Origin of the sequence: Salsipaludibacter albus (assembly GCF_019798055.1) — a bacterium.
Lineage (GTDB): Bacteria > Actinomycetota > Nitriliruptoria > Nitriliruptorales > Nitriliruptoraceae > Salsipaludibacter > Salsipaludibacter albus.
Genome location: NZ_JAHOPH010000002.1, coordinates 1 through 18172, shown reverse-complemented (window position 1 = coordinate 18172; position 18172 = coordinate 1). Strand labels below are relative to the sequence as shown.

16 protein-coding genes are annotated in these 18172 nt (G+C 73.6%); 8 read left to right on the top strand and 8 right to left on the bottom strand.

Going from position 1 to position 18172, the window contains the following annotated elements:
- Window positions 1-195: 195 nt before the first annotated feature.
- Window positions 196-642: a D-aminoacyl-tRNA deacylase gene (gene dtd, locus KR546_RS01885; protein WP_238443009.1), complete on the bottom strand. Its 447-nt coding sequence runs from the start codon at window positions 640-642 to the stop codon at window positions 196-198.
- 197 nt (window positions 643-839) lie between these two features.
- On the opposite strand from dtd, the gene KR546_RS01880 reads away from it, so the two are divergent.
- From KR546_RS01880 to KR546_RS01850, 7 genes are all read left to right on the top strand, one after another.
- A complete protein-coding gene (locus tag KR546_RS01880; RefSeq protein WP_238443008.1) occupies window positions 840-1319 on the top strand; it encodes an NUDIX hydrolase in 480 nt (159 codons plus the stop codon).
- Window positions 1320-1538: 219 nt separating this feature from the next.
- Window positions 1539-3278 carry a protein kinase domain-containing protein gene (locus tag KR546_RS01875; protein ID WP_238443007.1) on the top strand — a complete coding sequence of 580 codons (1740 nt, stop codon included), beginning with the start codon at window positions 1539-1541 and terminating at the stop codon, window positions 3276-3278.
- Complete coding sequence (locus KR546_RS01870) at window positions 3275-3865, top strand: RNA polymerase sigma factor (RefSeq protein WP_238443006.1); 591 nt, start codon at window positions 3275-3277, stop codon at window positions 3863-3865. The genes KR546_RS01875 and KR546_RS01870 overlap by 4 nt, the downstream gene beginning before the upstream one ends.
- A 112-nt stretch (window positions 3866-3977) precedes the next feature.
- Window positions 3978-5000, top strand: a complete 1023-nt coding sequence (locus KR546_RS01865; protein ID WP_238443005.1) for an anti-sigma factor — start codon at window positions 3978-3980, stop codon at window positions 4998-5000.
- A 79-nt stretch (window positions 5001-5079) separates the two neighbouring features.
- A complete protein-coding gene (locus tag KR546_RS01860) occupies window positions 5080-6630 on the top strand; it encodes a gamma-glutamyltransferase (protein ID WP_238443004.1) in 1551 nt (516 codons plus the stop codon).
- Between the two features lie 121 nt (window positions 6631-6751).
- A complete protein-coding gene (locus KR546_RS01855; RefSeq protein ID WP_238443003.1) occupies window positions 6752-8434 on the top strand; it encodes a CCA tRNA nucleotidyltransferase in 1683 nt (560 codons plus the stop codon).
- Between the two features lie 171 nt (window positions 8435-8605).
- Window positions 8606-9439, top strand: a complete 834-nt coding sequence (locus KR546_RS01850; RefSeq protein WP_238443002.1) for a hypothetical protein — start codon at window positions 8606-8608, stop codon at window positions 9437-9439.
- Window positions 9440-9490: 51 nt separating this feature from the next.
- Here KR546_RS01850 and KR546_RS01845 read toward each other — a convergent pair whose 3' ends face one another.
- The 7 genes from KR546_RS01845 to hutH all read right to left on the bottom strand — a co-directional run bounded on the left by KR546_RS01845 (window position 9491) and on the right by hutH (window position 17444).
- Window positions 9491-9913: a PPOX class F420-dependent oxidoreductase gene (locus KR546_RS01845; RefSeq protein ID WP_238443001.1), complete on the bottom strand. Its 423-nt coding sequence runs from the start codon at window positions 9911-9913 to the stop codon at window positions 9491-9493.
- 91 nt (window positions 9914-10004) lie between these two features.
- Window positions 10005-11204 (bottom strand): imidazolonepropionase, encoded by a 1200-nt coding sequence (gene hutI / locus KR546_RS01840; protein WP_238443000.1) that lies wholly within the window; start codon window positions 11202-11204, stop codon window positions 10005-10007.
- Window positions 11201-12658 (bottom strand): formimidoylglutamate deiminase, encoded by a 1458-nt coding sequence (locus KR546_RS01835; protein WP_238442999.1) that lies wholly within the window; start codon window positions 12656-12658, stop codon window positions 11201-11203. Before KR546_RS01835 ends, hutI begins: the two co-directional genes overlap by 4 nt.
- Window positions 12655-13239: a peptide deformylase gene (gene def, locus KR546_RS01830; RefSeq protein WP_238442998.1), complete on the bottom strand. Its 585-nt coding sequence runs from the start codon at window positions 13237-13239 to the stop codon at window positions 12655-12657. The genes KR546_RS01835 and def overlap by 4 nt, the downstream gene beginning before the upstream one ends.
- Window positions 13236-14114, bottom strand: a complete 879-nt coding sequence (locus tag KR546_RS01825; RefSeq protein WP_238442997.1) for a phytanoyl-CoA dioxygenase family protein — start codon at window positions 14112-14114, stop codon at window positions 13236-13238. The genes def and KR546_RS01825 overlap by 4 nt, the downstream gene beginning before the upstream one ends.
- A gap of 5 nt (window positions 14115-14119) precedes the next feature.
- Entirely contained in the window at window positions 14120-15808 is a 1689-nt protein-coding gene (hutU, locus tag KR546_RS01820) for a urocanate hydratase (RefSeq protein WP_238442996.1), read from the bottom strand.
- A gap of 97 nt (window positions 15809-15905) precedes the next feature.
- Window positions 15906-17444 (bottom strand): histidine ammonia-lyase, encoded by a 1539-nt coding sequence (gene hutH / locus KR546_RS01815; protein ID WP_238442995.1) that lies wholly within the window; start codon window positions 17442-17444, stop codon window positions 15906-15908.
- A 37-nt stretch (window positions 17445-17481) separates the two neighbouring features.
- Here hutH and KR546_RS01810 point away from each other — a divergent pair.
- Window positions 17482-18172, top strand: a 691-nt coding sequence (locus KR546_RS01810; RefSeq protein WP_238442994.1) for an IclR family transcriptional regulator, incomplete at its 3' end; no start/stop codon positions are given.

The following is an 18172-nucleotide window of genomic DNA, read 5'->3' as shown; positions in this document are numbered from 1 at the left end:
CTCGGGAGTCGATTGTGAAGAACTTCACAATCAGTGTGTCGCTCTTGGACGGGTCCGTCAACCCCCGACCCCCGAGGGGGTCTCACCGTGTTCTCAGGCGTGGGGGAGACGCTGTCCCCGGCCGGGTCCACCCGGCGTCGTCGGTGATCCCGCAGGAAGGTCCAGCATGGTCGGGCGTGGCTCGGCGCAGGTCGATCAGGTGGCCTCGACCTCCAGCAGGAGCGTGACCGGCCCGTCGTTGACCAGCTCGACGTCCATGTCGGCCCGGAACACGCCCGTGGCGACCTCGCACCCGCGCTCTCGCAGGTGCGCGACGACGGCCTCGACGAGCGGCTCGGCCTGCTCGGGTCGCGCGGCGGCGACCCACGACGGCCGCCGGCCACGGGTGGTGTCGCCGTACAGGGTGAACTGGCTGACCACCAGCACGGCGGCGCCCACGTCGCGCGCCGAGCGGTCCATCCGCCCCTCGTCGTCCGGGAAGACCCGCAGGTCGTGGATCTTCTCGGCGAGCCTCGTGGCCTGGGCCGGTGTGTCGTCGTGGGTCACCCCGACGAGCGCCACGAGTCCCGGTCCGATGCGACCGACCTGGTCGCCGTCGACGGTCACGGTGGCACGATGGACTCGTTGGACGAGTGCGCGCACGATGGGCTCCTGTGGTCGGTGGGAGCGTGGTGGGCCGCGTGTCCAGCGCCCCGAGGCGGGGTGGTGGGGGGTCGATCCCGACCGGTCGGCGAGGGTGCTGGCCGCCCCGGCGGCGTGTCGCCTCGAACCCCGTGCCGGGCGTCTTGGCGCACTCCGACGCGCGGTTGGCGCACATCCATCGCGGGTAGGCTGGGGCCATGGCCAAGTACCCGACGGAGCGTGCGACCTCTGCCGGTGGCATCGTCTGCGACGATCGACCGGACGGGCGACGCTGGGTGCTCCTGATCGCTCGTCGCAACGCGGCCGGTCGGGCCCAGTGGACCCTGCCGAAGGGCGGCCTGGAGGACGGCGAGACCGACCGGCAGGCCGCGCTGCGCGAGGTGCGCGAGGAAACCGGCCACGGGGCCATCGTCAGCCATCGACTGGGCACCATCGACTACTGGTTCGTGTGGCGACCGGACCGGATCCGCTACCACAAGTTCGTCCACTACTTCTTCATGTGGTGGGACGGCCTGGCCCCGGGACCGCGCGACGACGAGGCCGAGCACGTCGAGTGGGTGCCTGCCGAGATCGCCCTGGTCCGGCTCGCCCACCGCAACGAGCGGCGACTGGTCGAGGAGGCGCGCCTGCTCGAGCCCGCCGTCCCCCAGCCACGCCCCACGAACCGACCGGGCTGACCCGGGTTCCGACAGTGGATCCCGGATCTCCGTGCACGGATCCCGCGCATCGATGTGCAGGATCGCCGCGAGCATGGGACACTGTACGAACGGGCATCCCCCGTTCGACCACCCGTCGGGTCGTGTCGTCCGCAGGTGCCTGCGTCCCCCGTCGTCGACCCCTGCGTGTGAGACTCGACGTGATTCCTGCTGCCCGACCGGTGTTCCGGGGGGCCCGTCATGGCTGAGCGCCACGGGCCGTCCGGTGGGACGGCTGCGAGCCGCGACCTCCTCACCGACCGATCCGGGGACGCCGACGGCACCGACGGGGTGGATCCGGTGGCTGCGGAGGGCGTGGATCCCGACCCGGGGGCGGGGGGCGAGTTCGACACCGACGAGACCTCGGCATGGCCACCCATCCGTCGGCTCGGCGACGAGGGTCGCTACCACCTCGAGGAGCCCATCGCGGCCGGCGGTGCCGCCACGGTGTGGCGGGCCTACGACGTGCACCTGGGCCGCTCGGTCGCCATCAAGATCCTCCACCCGCACCTCGTCGCGGATGCCGACACCGTGCGACGGTTCGAGCGCGAGTCGCGCAACGCGGCTCGCCTCCACCACCCCAACGCCACGCGGATCTACGACTCGGGGCGGATCAACGACGTCGTCTACCTCGTGATGGAGTACGTCGACGGGCCGACGCTCAAGACCCTGATGCGGGCCCACGGGGCGTTCCCGGATCCTCGCCAGGTCGCCGCGATCGGCGAGCAGATCGCCGAGGCGCTCGCGGAGGCGCACAACCAGGGCCTGATCCATCGCGACATCAAGCCGGCCAACATCCTGTTCAACTCCGACGGCGTGGTGAAGGTGGCCGACTTCGGGATCGCCAAGGCGCTGTCCCAGACCACCGTCGACCTGACCGCCGAGGGCACCACGGTGGGCTCCGCCACCTACATCGCGCCCGAGCAGTACGCCGGCGGTGAGGTGGACGCGCGGGCGGACATCTATGCACTGGGCATCGTCATGTACGAGTGCCTGACGGGCAGCCCGGCCTTCAGTGGGGACACGGCGACGGCCACGGCGGCCGCACGCCTGACCCGGGAGGTCCGCCCACCACGCCAGGTCCGGGCGGACATCGACCGGCGTCTCGACGACGTGGTCGTGCGCTCGACCCGGCGGGACGTCAACGACCGCTACGACGACGTCGCGTCGGTCGCCCACGCCCTGCAGTCGAGCCTCCGTGGCAAGCCGGCGAAGGAACTGACCGCACGACTGCTCGACGAGACACCACCGGACTCGCCCCACGTGCCGACCCTGCCCGACCAGGTGGACCCGGACGCGGCGACCGACCCGAGCATGCCGGCGGGTGGCCGCCGATCCTTCCGCGTCCCGGCAGCCTGGGCGTTCGTCGCCGGGGTGGTCGTGACCGCCGTCCTGCTGGTCCTGTTCACACGCGACGACCCGGCACCCCCGGCCCTGGCGACCGACGGTGCACTGACGATCGCGGGTGGGTCCGACTTCGACCCGTTCGGCGACGGGTCGGAGAACCCGGACCAGGTCCCCCTGCTGTGGGACAACAACCGGGCCACGTCCTGGAGCAGTGACAGCTACCGGGCCCCGGCGGACCAGCCGTTCGGCGACAACCAGCCCGGCGTCGGACTGGTCTTCGAGCTCGAGGGCCGGTCCCGCGTCGACGAGCTGGTCGTGCTGAGCGAGGAACCGGGCCTGTCCCTGGACGTCTACGTGGCGGAACGACTGCCCGACGAGGTCGATCGCATCATGGGCTGGGGGAGTCCCGTCCAGCAGTTCCCCGACCTGGCACAGGAGGCCACGCTCACCCTGGACGAGGCGGCCACGGGTCGCTGGGTGCTGGTGTGGCTCACCGGTCTGCCCGAGATCGAGCCGTCGCTCCAACGTGCTCGCATCTCCGAGATCCAGGTCCGCGGCGTGCCGGTGCCGGCCGAGGCGGACGCCTCGTCGTGACCGACGGGGACGCGGTCGAGGCCGAACTGCTCGGGACGTGGGCGGACCTGGATCGCGACCGCGGCGAGCGCGAGTCCGCCTTCCGCGACCTGGTCGAACGGTTCCGCCATCGCGTGTTCGCGATCTGCGTCCGCGAGCTCGGATCCCGGCACGACGCCGAGGAGGCGACCCAGGACACCTTCGCCAAGGTGGCGCGCTCGGCGACGGACTTCCGTGGTGACAGCAAGGTCTCGACGTGGGTCTACCGCATCGCCGTGAACGCCTGTCGAGACCTGCAACGCCACCACGGCCGGCGCCCGTCGACCCCGACCGACGACATCGAGGCGGCGATCGCGCGGCGGGTGGACGGGGCGGACGAGGTGGCCGACGTGGCCCGGGGCGTCGAGTTGTCGAGCGCCCTGCGTGATGCCCTCGGCGAGCTGGACGCGGTGTCCCGGACGCTCGTGCTGCTGTGCTCCGTGCAGGGACTCACCTATCCGGAGGCCTCCGAGGTGCTCGACATGCCGGTCGGGACGATCAAGTCCCGGATCTTCCGGGCACGGGCCGCGCTGGCGGAATCCCTGGCCGACTCGGGGGTGCGCGAATGACCGGGACCTGGATGCAACGCCCCGCCACCCGACGGCGTCCCACCGGTGACGCACGCGTCCCGGCGTGCGTCACGACCTGTCCTGCGCGAACCGACGACCAGCGAGGAACGACGTGATCACCGGCGAGGAACTGGCTGCCTACGCGGCCGGTGAGGCGGACCCGGCCCTGGTGGCCAGGGTCGAGTCGGCCCTGCCCGGGGACCCGGAGCTCGCGGCCCGCCTCGCGCGGCTGCAGCGCCTGGACGACCTGCTGGTCGGGGTGCCCGTGGTGACGATGACCGACGAGGAGGCCGCGCGGCTGGCGTCGGCCGTCGACGCGGACCTGGCCGCGCTGGCCGACGAGCGAGCGGCCGCTGCGACGGCGGGCGCCGGCGCCGCCGCGGGTGTGGGTGCGGCGGCCTCGGCCGGTGGGGACGATCCGGGCGAGGTGGTGGACCTGGCATCGCGTCGGTCGGCGCGGACCACGGCCACCGGTGCCGGCCAGGCGTGGTTCGACCCGATGCGGCTCGTCGGGGTCGCCGCCGCGTTGCTGGTGGTGGTCGGCGTGGCCGCGGTCGCGCTCAACGGCGTGGGGGGTGGGGACGACATGGCAGGGTCGGCCGACATGGCCGCGGCTCCGCGGGAGGCGTCCGAGGCCGACACGGCCACCGAGGAGATGATGGAGCTGCCGACGGGCACCGAGGAGGCGATGGCCGCCACCGAGGCCGCCACCGAGGCCGGGGGCGACGAGACGGCGGCGGCCGCCGCAGGCGACCCGATGATGGCCGCGATCCCGGTCATCGACGACCAGCGGGTCGTCCCGGACGTGTCCGACATCGACCCGACCGCCCTGCGCCAGCGGCTCGAGCCACTGGTGGACCTCGGGGCGATCGACGAGCCGGAGGAGGATTCGGCCGACGGCGAGACGGCCACCGACACGTCGGACGCGGTCGGCATCGCCGACGGCCAGGTGACCGACGTCGACGTCGAGACCGTGGCCGACTGCCTGCCGACCGACCTGCCGGTCATCGTGGCCGAGGTGATCGTGCTCGCCCCCGCGCGCGCTGCCATCGCCTACGTCCTGGCCGATCGCGTGCTGGTCGTGGACGCGGTGACCTGTGGGGTGGTGGCCGAGCTGCCCGACCCGACCGAGTGACCGTCGCCGCCACCGGGCCCACGACGCCGCGCGACCGGAGCGCCTGACCGCCGCGCCACGGCGTCCTACCGTGACGCCGATGACCATCGCCGTCGCCGCTCCCAACGACCTCGCTGCCCGCGCCGGTGCGGGGATGGCCGACGTGGGCGGCAACGCGGTCGACGCGGCGCTGGCAGCCGCCGTCACGGCGATGGTGTCGGAGCCGGGCATCTGCTCCCTGGCCGGTGGGTGCTACGTGATCGTCGCCCCCCCGGGCGCCCCGGTCGAGGTGGTCGACGCCAACGTGACCATGCCGGGTGCCGGGCTGGACGTGACCCCGGGCCAGGGGACCTTCACGCTGCAGACGGACTACGGCGGCGGTGTCGAGATGACCATCGGTCACGGGTCGGTCGCGACCCCGACGACCCCGGCCGGGCTGGCGCTGGCCCATCGGCGCCACGGCCGCGCCGCGTGGTCCGACGTGTGGGCACCGGCGGTGCGGGCCGCGGCCGAGGGATTCCCGATGGGCTCGGCCGCGACGTACTACCTGCGCTACGTGCACGACGACCTGTACGGCTGGCACGAGCCCAGCCGGGCGGCGATCCACGACGGCGACGGCAAGCTCGTCGCCGAGGGCGAGCCCGTGGTGATCGCCGACCTCGCCGCGACGCTGCAGGCGATCGCCGACGACGGGGTCGAGGTCCTCTACGACGGCTGGCTCGGCGACCGGATCGTCGACGATGTCCGGGCCCATGACGGCCTGCTCACCCGCGACGACCTGCGCCGCTACCGGCCCACCGTCCGCCCGGCCCTGCAGACCGTCGCCACCACGCCCGCCGGTCGGTGGCGCGTCGCCACCAACCCGCCGCCCGCGATCGGCGGCGTCACGCTGTCGGCGATGCTGGAACTGCTGACCCGGTCGGGGCCCCTGCCGGGCGCCTGGGACGACGACCTGGTCGTGCGCATGGCCCGGGCGCAGGACCTGGTCCTGTCACGACGCGTGACCGAGCTCGACCCGGCCCGGGACCGTCCCGCGGCCGCCACCGCGCTGCTCGCGGCGATCGACGACGGCACCTTCGACGCCGCGATGGCGTCGCCGTCCACCATCCACGTCTCCGCGGTGGACGACACCGGCCTGGCCTGCGCGGTCACGGCCTCTGCCGGGTACGGATCGGGCGTGATGCCCCCCGGGACGGGGCTGTGGCTGAACAACTGCCTCGGGGAGCACGAGCTCAACCCGCACGGCCTCCATCGGTGGGAGCCCGGTGACCACCTGCCGTCGAACATGGCCCCGACCGTGGTCGAGGCGCCAGACGGGGCACGGCTGGCGATCGGGTCGCCGGGGGCGGACCGGATCACGACGGCCATCCTGCAGACCCTGGTCCACCTGTTCGGCGACGCGGACCTGCGCACCGCCATCGCCGCGCCGCGACTGCACGTCCGCCACCACCCCGACGGCAGCCTGTGGCGGGTCGGGCACGAAGAGGACCTCGACGTGTCGGCCTTGGACGCACCGACCGAGTCGTTCCACCCCCGGGCGATGTTCTTCGGCGGGGTCGCGGCGACCCTGCGCCACGCGGACGGTCGACTGGAGGCTGCGGGGGACCCGCGTCGCACCGGGGCCACGCGACTGTCCGACTGGTCCGACTGACCGACGGGCCGATCCGGGCGCCCTGCCGGGCCGCGAGCCCTCGCATAGGGTGTGTGGCGTCCGTCCTCCCCTGCCGGCATCCCTCCCGCCGCGCCCCCGCACAGACCCGAAGGGTGCCTGCGTGTCCGATCGCCCCCTCCCCGACCCCGCTGACGACGAGGTCCCCGGTCCCGCGAACGCCGCACCCTCCGCGACCAACACGCTCAGCCCGGAGCAGGCCCTCCAGCTCGGCCGCCTGGTCGACGTGTTCCCCGAGGCGCGCGAGCTGGGGGAGCGCTTCGTCGCCGCCGGCCACGAGCTGTTCCTGGTCGGCGGGACCGTCCGGGACGCCCTGCTGGCCGGTGGGGATCCCGACGCGACGGCCGACGTCGACCTCGACTTCGCCACGTCCGCCCGACCGGAGGCCACCGAGGCGATCCTCGACGGCTGGGCCCACACCGTCTGGCTGACCGGCGCCCGGTTCGGCACCGTCTCGGCCGCACGTCGGCGGCCCGACCGCGACGATCGCATCATCGAGATCACGACCTACCGGTCCGACGACTACGAACCCGACTCGCGACACCCCGAGGTGACCTACGGCGAGACCATCGACGAGGACCTCGCGCGGCGCGACTTCACCATGAACGCGATGGCGGTGCAGGTGCCCGACTTCGCCTTCGTGGATCGTTTCGGTGGGTTGTCGGACCTGCAGGCGCGGCGACTCCGCACGCCGTTGGATCCCCGGATCTCCTTCGGCGACGACCCCCTGCGGATGGTCCGCCTCGCCCGGTTCGCGGCGCGGCTGGACGCCGACATCGACGACGACACCTTCGCGGCCGCCACCGACATGGCCGACCGGTTGACGACGATCTCTGCCGAGCGGATCCGCGACGAGCTGCTCAAGCTGATGGCCGGCGCACATCCGGCGACCGGCCTGCAACTGCTCGTGGACACGGGCCTGGACGTACACGTCGTCCCCGAGTTGCGGGTGCTGTCGACCCTGCGTGACCCGCTGCACCGCCACAAGGACGTGTGGGCCCACACGCTGGCCGTGATCGACAACGCCATCGCGCTGGAGCAGGACGGACCGGACGTCGTGCTGCGCCTCGCGGCGTTGCTGCACGACATCGGCAAGGCGGACACCCGCGAGATCCATGCCGACGGCACGGTCACCTTCCACCACCACGACGTGGTCGGTGCCCGCATGGCCCGCCATCGCCTCCGTGAGCTGACCTTCGACAAGGACTCGATCAAGGCGATCTCGGAACTGGTCCGACTGCACCTGCGGTTCCACACCTACAAGATGGGCTGGACCGACGCCGCGGTGCGTCGCTACGTCCGTGACGCCGGCGACCTGCTCGAGCGCCTCAACATCCTGACCCGGGCCGACGTCACGACCGGCAACGCCCGACGTGCCCGGGCGATCCAGAACCGGATGGACGACCTCGAGGTGCGGATCGACAAGCTCGCTGCCCAGGAGGAGCTCGCCGCGATGCGACCGCCGCTGGACGGCAACCAGGTCATGGCCCACACCGGCATGGACCCCGGGCCCCGGGTCGGCCGGGCATGGGACTGGCTGTTGGAGCTGCGCCTGGAGGCCGGGCCGGTCGCCGACGAGCCGGCGTACGCGGCACTGGATCGCTGGTGGGCGGCCGTGCGCGAGGACCGGGAGCCGCCCGATCCGGCCGCAGTGGCGCGGGACCTCGGGCTGGTCGAGGACCGGGACGACGACGAGCCGTGGGACGACGACCTCCACGACGAGCGCGACGACCCCGACGGCGGCCCCGCGTCGGGGGAGCCGGCCGAGACACCATCGCAGCGCTGAACACTGCGGTGGCGTCGTCGTGGGGGCGTCACGGGTTGGGCGCCGCACCACCTCGTGGAGTTCCACCCGACCACCGAGTAGGTTCCCCGCGACCGGTCGCACCGGAGACGACGTCCGGGTGACCGGGACCCCCCAGGACCGGGCGGGTGTCACCCACTCCGGAGGCCGGTCATGGACGCATCCGCAGGCGTCGACTCACCCGACCGGGTCGTCGACGAGCCCACCCCGGAGCAGGTCCGGCCCCTCCCGGGGAGATCGCCCTCGGCGCGACCGTCCTCGTCCACGGCGCACGCCGGCCCCCGGCCCGGACACCGCCTCGTCCGCGCCGGCGCGATGGTCGTCGCGACGGTCGTCGCCGTGCACGTCGTCGTCCGGCTGCTCGAGCCGTACGTCCCGGCGGTGCCGATCGACGTGCTGCGGATGATCGACGTGCATCGCGAGGAGAGCCTCCCGACGTTCGTCAACACCGTCCTGCTGATCGGGCTGTCGTTCGCCGTGGTGCTGGTCCTCGGACTCGGCCGCGATCCGGACGACACCCCACCGGGCGGCCGGGTGGGCTGGTCGGTCGTCGGGTTGGCGGCCCTGGCGATGGCCGCTGACGAGGCGCTCGTCCTGCACGAGCGGCTCCTGCTGCCGATCGGGACCCTCGCCGCGAGCGCCGGGATCGAGACCGGCTCGTACCGCTGGATCCTCCCCGGGGTGGTCGTCGCCGCCATCGGGGTCGCGGTGTTCGTCCGCTGGAGCGTCGCGTTGCCGTCCGGGATCCGCCGCGAGTTCCTGCTGGCGATGGCGATCTTCGCCACCGGGGCACTGGGCGTGGAGGCGGTGTCGGGGTGGATCGACAACTCGCGTGGCATCGGGCGGCTCTACCACCTGGTCACGGGGCTGGAGGAACTGCTCGAGATGTCTGGCGTGCTCGTCGCGATCCACGCCACCACGGGCATGCTGTCCTGGTCGCGCACGAGCAGCGGTGCCCTCGCACTGCGGCTGGCGCCACGCCCGTGACCCCCGGGCCGGTCCGTCGCCCTGCATGGCGCGACCGGGCGGGAGCCACGCTCAGTCCGGGAGCTGGCCGTAGGCGCGCTCGAGGGTGATGGTCAGGACCTGGCGCTCGTCGTCGACCATGGCGCGGTCGTAGTCGTCCCAGTCGGGGTGGTCCTCGCCACGGATGTCGCGGTACAGCGACCGCAGCGCCTCGAGCGAGTCCGGGTCGTCGGGGGTGGCGACCGGGGTGAACGATGCCGTTCCCTCCAGCACCACCCAGCGCCAGAAGTCGTCGCTGGTGACGTGGAGGCTGGCCCGAGGATCACGCTGCAGGTTGTTGGTCTTGGCCCGGCTGGCCGTGACCGAGATCCGCACCGTCCGGGCGTCGCAGACGTAGTTGATGTTGGAGGCCTGGGGTCGTCCGTCGCGCTTCAGGGTGATGAGCACGCCGCCGTGGCGTTCGGCGGCGAAGTCGGTGGCGCGGTCCAACTGCATGACGGGTCCTCGTTCGGGCACGGTGTGTGGTGGTGGCGCGAACGTCGCCCGCCCCCGCGGTGTTCCGCGGGGACCTCGTGCCCCCCGGTCGTCAGGCTGGCGGCAGGGGTGCGCCGGCGACCTGGCGCCCGGACGCGAACGTGGCCGCGACCAGGGGCATCCCGGGGCGGTAGGCGAGGTGGGACGGGTCCGGCGCGTCCAGCACGACGAGGTCGGCCCGGGCACCGGGCGAGAGGTGCCCGACGTCGTCGCGACGCAGTGAGCGCGCGCCACCCCGGGTCGCCGACCACAGCGCCTCGTCCAGGGTCAGCCCGCAGTGCCGCACCGCCAGGGCCAGCACGAACGCCATCGAGGTCGTGAAGCTGGAGCCGGGGTTGCAGTTCGTAGCCAGCGCCACCGTGGCGCCGGCATCGAGGAGCCGCCGCCCGTCCGGGTAGGGCTGGCGCGTGGAGAAGTCGGTCGCCGGCAGCAGCGTGGCGACGGTGTCGGAGCCGGCGAGCGCGGCCACGTCGGCGTCGGTGAGGTGCGTGCAGTGGTCGGCGGACGCGCAGCCCAGCTCGACGGCCAGCCGGGCCCCGGGCCCGGGACCCAGCTGGTTGGCGTGGATCCGGGGGCGCAGGCCCGCCGCGATCCCGGCCTCGAGGACCGCGCGGGACTGGTCGACGTCGAACGCGCCCACCTCGCAGAAGACGTCGACCGACTCGGCAAGGGGTGCGCACGCCGGCAGCATCTCGGACACCACCAGGTCCACGAACGCGTCGGCGTCCGTGCCGGGCGGCACCACGTGGGCGCCCAGGAAGGTGGTGTGGGACGTGACCTCCCGGGCCAGCCGGAGCAGGCGGGCCTCGTCGCGGGTGGTCGCCCCGTAGCCCGACTTGACCTCGCGGGTCGTGATCCCGGCGGCCTGCGACTCCGCCACCCGCCGCGTGAGCAGCGCGCGGAGGTGGTCGTCGTCGGCCGCCCGGGTCGCGGCGATCGTCGTGGCGATCCCGCCCGCCGCGTAGGGCTGCCCGGCCATCCGGGCGGTGAACTCACGGCCCCGGTCCCCGGCGAACACCAGGTGGGTGTGGCTGTCGACGAAGCCGGGCACGACCGCCCGTCCCGCGACGTCGATCCGCTCGTCGGCAGCGGGCAGCGCCCCGGTGCCGGTGGCCACGACCCGGTCGTCGTCGACCACCAGCCAGGCGTCGTCGAGCCCGGCCCCGACGTCGGGACGGGCGTCGGACGGCTCGGTCGGGTGCGTCGGGTCGTGGGTGACCAGGCGGCCGATGCCGGACAGCAGGAGCGTCACCGGTGGCCCCCGGCCAGGTCGACGTCCAGTGCACGGCGCAGGTCGTCACCGACGTCACGTCGTACGTGGGCGCCGTCCCGGACGATCCACTGACCCGCCACCATCGTGGCCGTGACGTCGGCGGCGGTGGCGGCGAAGACCAGCGCGCTCGCGAGGTCGTCGTCGGGGATGCCGACCAGCCGGACCGAGCCGGTCGCGACCACGGCCAGGTCGGCGGGCGCTCCGACCTCCAGGCGGCCGAGCTCCGGCCACCCCAGGCTGTGCGCCCCGCCGGTCGTGGCCGCGGCCAGCAGTGCGGCGGGGTCGTGGTGGCCACGCGTCCGGGTGGCCAGCCGCTGTCCCAGTTCCAGGCCGCGGGCCTCGGCGAACAGGTCGACGACCACGTGCTGGTCGCTGCCCAGCGCGAGCCGGACCCCGGCGTCGGCCAGCGCCGCGCCGTCGACGATCCCGTCGGCGAGGTCCTGTTCGGTCGTGGGACAGGCACACACGGTCGCGCCGGCGTCGCCGAGCAGGGCCCGGTCGTCGTCGTCCAGCCACACGCCGTGCACGGCGGTGAACCGCTCGGACAGGGCCCCCGCGTCGGCCAGCAGGCGGGTCGGGCTGCGACCGTGCACCGCCCGGGTCGCCTCGCCCTCGGCGACCTGCTCGGCCACGTGGGCGTGCAGGACCCGGACCGACCCGGCGTCGGTCCCGACGGCCAGGGCTGCGACGTCCGCGATCGCCTCCGGCGGCACCGCCCGGACCGAGTGGATCGCGGCTCCCAGCCGGGTCGTCGCCGTCTCGGACAGGTCCGCAACGCGGGTGGCCCACCTGTGGGCGTCGCCGTCACTGAATCGTCGCTGGACGTCGTCGAGGTCGGGGTCGTCCAGGGTCGCCCCGACCCGGCCGGTCAGGTACAGGGTGTCCAGCAGGGTCAGCCGGATGCCGACCTCGTCGGCGGCGGCGACCACGGCCCGACCCATGGCGTTCGGGTCGGCGTAGGGGGTGCCGTCGGGCTGGTGGTGGACGTAGTGGAACTCGCCGACGCACGTGATCCCGGCCAGCGCCATCTCGCCGTAGACCGCCCGGGCGATGGCGAACATGCCGTCCGGGTCGAGCGTGCGCGCGACGGCGTACATCCTCTCGCGCCAGCGCCAGAAGTCGTCCCGCGCACCCCGGGGCGACCCGTCGCCGACACCGTCGGGTTGGGCCCGGCCACGCAGGTGTCGGTGGAACGCGTGGCCGTGTGTGTCGACCAGGCCCGGCAGCGTCACCCCGGCAACCCGTTGGACCGGCGCGTCGGGGCGCTCGGGCGGTTCCTGGACCAGCTCGGTGATGGTCCCGTCCGCACCGATGCCCAACCAGGTGTCGTGGGCCATGCGGTCGCCCAGCCAGGCGTGGTCGCAGGCCAGCCACCGCGTCGTGGTCGCGGTGGCGGACGACGGGGCCCGGTCGGGCGGGATGGCCTCGCTCACGAGCCGACTCGCGCCACGAACGCCCCGATGCGCTCCTCGAAGGACGCACGATGGTGCCGCTCATAGTTGTCCCAGGTCGTGAACGTGGTCGGGTCCGTGACCCGGTCGAGGAACACGCGGCCGTCGAGGTGGTCGACCTCGTGCTGGAAGGTCCCGGCGGTCAGCCCGCGTCGCTCCTCGACGTGCTCGATCCCGTCGCGGTCCCACCAGGTCACCTCGACCGTGACGTGGCGTTCCAACACGCCACGCAGGCCCGGCACCGACAGGCAGCCCTCGTTGATCGCGACCGTTTCCTCGCCGACCGGTCGCAGGCGTGGGTTGACCAGCACGGTGAGGGGGATCGGTGGCTTGTACGGGTAGCGCCGGTTGGCCGTCTCGGGGCTGACCTCGGCGATGGCGATCCGCAGGTCCGACCCCACCTGTGGCGCGGCGATGCCGGCACCGTCGGCGTCACGCATGGTCGCGACCAGGTCGTCGATGAGCCGCTGGACCTCGCTCGACGCGAGCTCGTCGCGGGTCACCTCCCGGGTGCCGGCCCGCAGGACCGGGTCACCGACGTGGACCAGCGGGCGGACCGTCACGCCGGTTCGCCCGCCCGCTCGACGCCAGGCCCGTCGTGGGCGTGCTCGTCGGCGTCGCGTCGCCACAGGATCGGGAAGAGCGGATGGTCCATCGGGGCGCCGGCCGGCAGCTCGTCGGCCAGTCCGGGGAACGGTGGTGACGTCGTCCAGTCACGCGGGGCGTGCACCATGTCGTCGCCCAGCATCCGCACCGACAGCACGCGCCGTCGTCGGTTCCCCGACACCCCGCCCGCCGCATGCAGGGTCAGCATGTCGAAGAACACCGCGTCGCCGGGCTCGAGCTCCCAGCCCAGGATGGGGTGGCGCTCCGGATGTGCGTCGATGTCGGGCAGCTCGGCCAGCGAGCCCTCCGGGAACCACGCCGCACGGTCGTCGAGGAAGGTCCTGGGCATGAACCACGGGCCCCCCTTGTCGCCCGATCGGTGGGAGCCCGCCACGAACTCCAGCGTGGCGTCGCGCGTGACCGGGTCGACCGGGAACCACATCGAGGCGTTCATGGTGCCGTCGACGTTGTAGTAGGGCTGGTCCTGGTGCCACGGCGTGCGCTGGCGGGTCCCGGGCTCCTTGGTCAGCATGTGGTCGTGGTAGAGCCGGATCGTGTCCGAGCCGGTGAGCTCGCCGGCGATCGCGGCGGCGGGAGACTCGCGGACGAAGCGCTCGATGGGGGCGATGCGCTGCCAGTTGCAGAAGTCCTCGACGAAGGCCCCGTCGTCGTCGGCACTGGCCCGCTTCGCGCGGGGCGACAGGTCGGCGAGGTTGGCCTCGATGGCCTCGGTGGCCAGCGCGACGTGCTCGGACGAGAAGGCGTTGCGGACGACCACGGCGCCGTCGCGCCGGAACGCCTCGCGGGTCGCCGCGTCGGTGTGGCTGGCCATGGCGATCACTCCCGGTCGGGGCCGTCGAGCGGCGTGGTGCGGGGCATCGGGATCGTCACGCCACGCTCCTGCGCCACCTCCATGGCACGGGTGTACCCGGCGTCGGCATGGCGCATCACCCCGGTCGCCGGGTCCGTGGTCAGGACCCGCTCGAGCTTCTGGGCCGCCAGGTCGGTGCCGTCGGCGACGCACACCATCCCGGAATGGATCGAGCGACCGATCCCGACACCGCCGCCGTGGTGCACGCTGACCCAGGTCGCACCCGACGCGGTGGTGGCGAGCGCGTTGAGCAACGGCCAGTCCGCGATCGCGTCGGAGCCGTCGACCATCGCCTCGGTCTCGCGGTGGGGCGACGCGACCGAGCCGGAGTCGAGGTGGTCGCGCCCGATCACCAGCGGCGCCGACACCTCGCCGTCGCGGACGAGGTCGTTGAACACCTGCCCGAGCCGGGCACGCTCGCCGTACCCCAGCCAGCAGATCCGGGCCGGCAGGCCCTGGAACGCGACCTGCTCGGACGCCTTGCGGATCCACCGTGCGAGTGGCTCGTCGTCGGGGAAGGTGTCGAGCACGGCGCGGTCGGTGCGGGCGATGTCGGCCGGGTCGCCGGACAGGGCGGCCCAGCGGAACGGGCCCCGCCCCTCGCAGAACAGCGGACGGACGTAGGCCGGCACGAACCCGGGGTAGGCGAACGCCCGGTCGAACCCACCCAGCTCCGCCTCGGGGCGCAGCGAGTTGCCGTAGTCGAACACCTCGGCGCCGCGGTCGAGGAAGCCGACCATCGCCGCGCAGTGCGCCGCCATCGAGGCCCGGGCCCGCCGGGTCAGCTCGGCGGGCTCGTCGGTGGCCATCCGGGCCGTGGCCTCGGGGGTGAGGTCGACCGGCACGTAGCTGAGCGGATCGTGTGCCGACGTCTGGTCGGTCACGATGTTGGCCGGGAAGCCACGCTCGAGCAGGTCGGGCAGGACCTGCGCGGCGTTGCCGACCAGCCCGACCGACAGCGGCTCGCGGGCGTCCCGGGCGGCCAGGCAGCGCGCGACCGCGTCGTCGACGTCGTCGGCCACCACGTCGAGGTAGCGATGCTCCACCCGGCGCCTGGCCCGGCCCTCGTCGACCTCGACGCACAGCGCCACGCCGTCGTTCATCGTCACCGCGAGTGGCTGGGCGCCGCCCATGCCTCCCAGTCCGGCCGTCAGCGTGATCGTCCCGGCCAGCGAGCCGTCGAAGCGACGGCGCGCGATCTCGGCGAAGCACTCGTAGGTGCCCTGCAGGATCCCTTGGGTCCCGATGTAGATCCACGACCCGGCCGTCATCTGGCCGTACATCGTGAGCCCCTCCGCCTCCAGTTGACGGAACTCCTCCCAGTTCGCCCAGTCCGGCACGAGGTTGGAGTTGGCGATCAGGACCCGCGGCGCCCACTCGTGCGTGCGGATCACCCCGACCGGCTTGCCGGACTGGACCAGCAGGGTCTCGTCGTCGGCCAGGTCGGTCAGGCACGCCACGATCGCGTCGTAGGCCTCCCACGACCGTGCCGCCCGACCCGTGCCGCCGTAGACGACCAGGTCGTCGGGTCGCTCGGCCACCTCCGGGTCGAGGTTGTTCATCAGCATCCGCAGCGGCGCCTCGGTCTGCCACGACCGCGCCGTCAGCTCGGTCCCCCGTGGCGCCCGTACAGGTCTCGCTCCCGGCAGTCCCATGGTCGTTCTCCGTGTCGGTCAGCGCGCGTCCTTCGGACGCGTTGGAGTTGCTCGGCTGGGGCCTCGCAACGTCCGGGTCTTCGAAGTGGGCGGGTGGTCAGGCGAGGTCGACGTGGTCAGCGGCAGCGGCCAGGAGGGAGCCGTCGTGCAGGAGGTTCTCGACGGCGGCGAGGCGGGGCGCGAGGTGGCGGTCGGGGCCGGGTCCACCGGCGGCATGGGTCACGAGGTCGGCGACCGCGCCGGTGGCCACCGCCGGCTCCAGGGGCGCGCGCAGGGCCAGCCCGTGGGTGGCGGCGAGCAGCTCGACGGCCAGCACGCGACGAAGGTTGTCGACCGCCTCGCGCAGTTTGCGGACCGCGCCCCAGCCCATGGACACGTGGTCCTCCTGCCCCGCACTGGTCGACACCGTGTCGACGCTGGCGGGTGCGGCCAGCCGGCGGTTGGTCGTGACCATGGCGGCCTGGGTGTACTGGGCGATCATCAGCCCGGAGTTCACGCCCGGGTCGGGGGAGAGGAAGGGCGGGAGTCCGTGTGAGCGCGCGGGGTCCAGCAGCCGGTCCGTGCGACGCTCCGACAGCGCGGACAGGTCGGCGATCGGGACGGCGAGGTGGTCGGCGGCGTAGGCCACGGGGGCCCCGTGGAAGTTGCCACACGAGGCGACCCGGCCGTCGGGCAGCACCACCGGGTTGTCGATGAACGATCGCAGCTCGGCGTCGGCCACGGTCGCGGCATGCGCGATCGTGTCCCGACCGGCGCCGTGGACCTGCGGTGTGCAGCGCAGCGAGTAGGCGTCCTGGACCCGGTCGTCGTCGAACCGGTGACTGGCCACGATCGGCGAACCGGCCAGCAGGGCGCGGAGGTTGGCGGCGCTGACCTGCTGGCCGGGCTGGGGCCGCATCGCGACCAGGTCCGCATCGAAGGCCCGATCGGTGCCCAGCAGTGCCTCCACCGACATCGCGGCGGCGACGTCGGCGGCCAGGTAGAGGTCGTCGAGGTCGGCCAGGGCCAGCACCAGCATGCCCAGCATCCCGTCGGTGCCGTTGACCAGGGCCAACCCCTCCTTGGCCGACAGCACCAGCGGCTCCTGGCCGATCCCCGCGAGGGCGACGTCGGCGCGGTGCCGGCCGGTCGGGGTGTCGACCTCGCCTTCGCCCAGCAGTGCGAGCGCGGCGGTGGCCAGTGGCGCGAGGTCTCCGCTGGCGCCGACGCTGCCGTGTTCACCGACGACCGGGGTGAGGTCGTGGTTGAGCAGGCCGAGGATGGCCTGGGCGACCTCGACGCGGACCCCGCTGTAGCCCATCGCGAGGCTCCGGGCACGCAGCACCAGCATCGCGCGCACCACCTCTGCCTCGACGGGCGGTCCCATGCCGGCGGCGTGTGAACGGACGAGTGCGACCTGCAGCTCGGCGCTGCGCTCGGACGGGATCACGGTGTTGGCGAGTGCCCCGAAGCCGGTCGAGACGCCGTACACGGGCTCGTCGGCGTTGCCGAGTGCGGTGACCGCAGCCGCACCGCGGGCCAGCGCCGCACGCGCGTCCTCGCCCAGGGCCACCCGGCGTCCATGGCGTGCGACGGCCACCACCTCGTCGCGGTGGAGGCCGTTGTCGCCCAGTTCGAGGGGTGCTAGAGTTTCCATGCAGCGGAATCTAACACCACTGGACGGAAATCACAAGATGTCGACCCCGCGCTCCTCCGACCGCGTGCTCGCCCTGCTGGGCGCGGTCGTCGATGCGGACGGCGAACAGACGCTCAGCGCGCTGGCCGACGCCGTCGACCTCGCCCCGTCGACGGCCACCCGCCAACTGGCGTCGCTCGAGGCCGCCGGACTGGTGCGGCGCGGCGATGCCGGCGGGTACCGGGTGGGGCCCACGCTGGTGCGGTGGTCGCACCGGGTCGTCGGCACGAACCCGCTGCCACACCTCGCCGCGCCGGTGCTCGCCGAGCTGGCCACGACGACCGGCGAGTCGTCGTACCTGGCGGTCGTCCACGACACGGACTCGGCGACCTACGTGGCAGCCGCCGAGGGGACCCACCACCTGCGCCACTCCGGGTGGCGTGGGCGGCTCGTGCCCCGTCGGGGCACCGCGGTCGGCGCGGCCCTGGCCGGCTCGGCCGCGGTCCTGCGGGACGGCGTGGAGGACGGGGTGACGGCCGTCTGCGCGCCCGTGCACGACGCCCGGGGCGACGTGGTGGCGGCGGTGTGCCTGCTCGGTCCGACCTTCCGGCTCCGGGACAAGGTGCTGGACCGTGCCGGCGACCGGGTCGCCGACGCGGCCGGGCGCCTGTCGGACCTGCTCGGGGTCGATGGTGCGGACGGGGGCCAGGACGGGGGCCAGGACGGTGGCCAGGACGGTGGCCAGGGCG

Coding starts and splice junctions, on each gene's coding strand:
- KR546_RS01880 (WP_238443008.1), top strand. CDS start 840: ATGGCCAAGTACCCGACGGAGCGTGCGACCTCTGCCGGTGGCATCGTC.
- KR546_RS01875 (WP_238443007.1), top strand. CDS start 1,539: ATGGCTGAGCGCCACGGGCCGTCCGGTGGGACGGCTGCGAGCCGCGAC.
- KR546_RS01860 (WP_238443004.1), top strand. CDS start 5,080: ATGACCATCGCCGTCGCCGCTCCCAACGACCTCGCTGCCCGCGCCGGT.
- KR546_RS01850 (WP_238443002.1), top strand. CDS start 8,606: ATGGACGCATCCGCAGGCGTCGACTCACCCGACCGGGTCGTCGACGAG.
- KR546_RS01845 (WP_238443001.1), bottom strand. CDS start 9,913: ATGCAGTTGGACCGCGCCACCGACTTCGCCGCCGAACGCCACGGCGGC.
- KR546_RS01825 (WP_238442997.1), bottom strand. CDS start 14,114: ATGGCCAGCCACACCGACGCGGCGACCCGCGAGGCGTTCCGGCGCGAC.
- hutU (WP_238442996.1), bottom strand. CDS start 15,808: ATGGGACTGCCGGGAGCGAGACCTGTACGGGCGCCACGGGGGACCGAG.
- hutH (WP_238442995.1), bottom strand. CDS start 17,444: ATGGAAACTCTAGCACCCCTCGAACTGGGCGACAACGGCCTCCACCGC.